Raw genomic sequence first — 820 nt, 5'->3', positions numbered from 1 at the left:
CTTTTTCCATGCCAGGTGAAGTTTAGGTCTTTTATTGCGGTCTGTATGGTTTTCGCAATCTAAATAGCTTGACGCTTATCTTTGTTGTAGGTGAGTATGCCAAATTCATCGGCACCAAGACGTGCCAAGGTATCCTTGTCTTTAGTTTGGCGGAGTAAAACAAGTGATACTTGCTTGAGTAGATCATCGCCTGCAACGTGGCCGCAAGTATCGTTAATGATCTTAAATTGGTCCAAATCCAGTGACATCAAGGCATATTCTGCATCATCCGATGCTGAAAGTTGAAGTGCTTTAGATATTTGACCTTCGAAGTACTCGCGATTGCCTAGCCCTGTTAGGTGGTCATGTACGGCTAAATGTTCTAGATTCTGTTCTGCGAGTTTTTTGCTTGACGGGATTCGCTCTCTCTTATTTCTCTCTCGATGGCTGGAATCAGTCGAGCGAGATTTTCTTTCATTACGTAGTCTTGAGCCCCGGCTTTCATTAGCTTAATGGCTTCTCGTTCGGGGATCTCCCCTGACACAATAATAACTGGCAAATTCGCATCGCGATCACGGATGGTTTCTAAAGCTTCTTGGGAGGAATATCCGGGGATGCTGTGATCTGAGATAACAAGATCCCAGTCGGACTCTTCAAGCGCGCTTCTAAGGCTTCGATCAGTTTCAACTCTTGTTGAGTGAATATCTAAGCCGCCTTTTTTTAGTTCACGTAACAGCAATATGGTATCGTTTTCACAGTCATCAACGATTAATATATTATACATATGAATCTTAATTATTATGTGTCGGTTTACGGAAGAGTATATTTACTTATCATCTTC

2 protein-coding genes are annotated in these 820 nt (G+C 42.2%); both read right to left on the bottom strand.

Annotated elements, in window-relative coordinates:
* Nucleotides 1-59: 59 nt before the first annotated feature.
* Entirely contained in the window at nt 60-398 is a 339-nt protein-coding gene (locus A3756_RS26095; protein ID WP_082865227.1) for a GGDEF domain-containing protein, read from the bottom strand.
* Nucleotides 362-763, bottom strand: coding sequence for a response regulator (locus tag A3756_RS11980; protein WP_068514639.1), 402 nt, complete (start codon nt 761-763; stop codon nt 362-364). Before A3756_RS11980 ends, A3756_RS26095 begins: the two co-directional genes overlap by 37 nt.
* Nucleotides 764-820 lie beyond the last annotated feature (57 nt).

The organism is Oleiphilus sp. HI0086 (genome assembly GCF_001635225.1).
This window is presented reverse-complemented; position numbering and strand designations above follow the sequence as displayed.

What these genes read in the sequence shown, in the direction of transcription:
- A3756_RS11980 (WP_068514639.1), bottom strand. Translation starts at nt 763, where the DNA reads ATGTATAATATATTAATCGTTGATGACTGTGAAAACGATACCATATTG.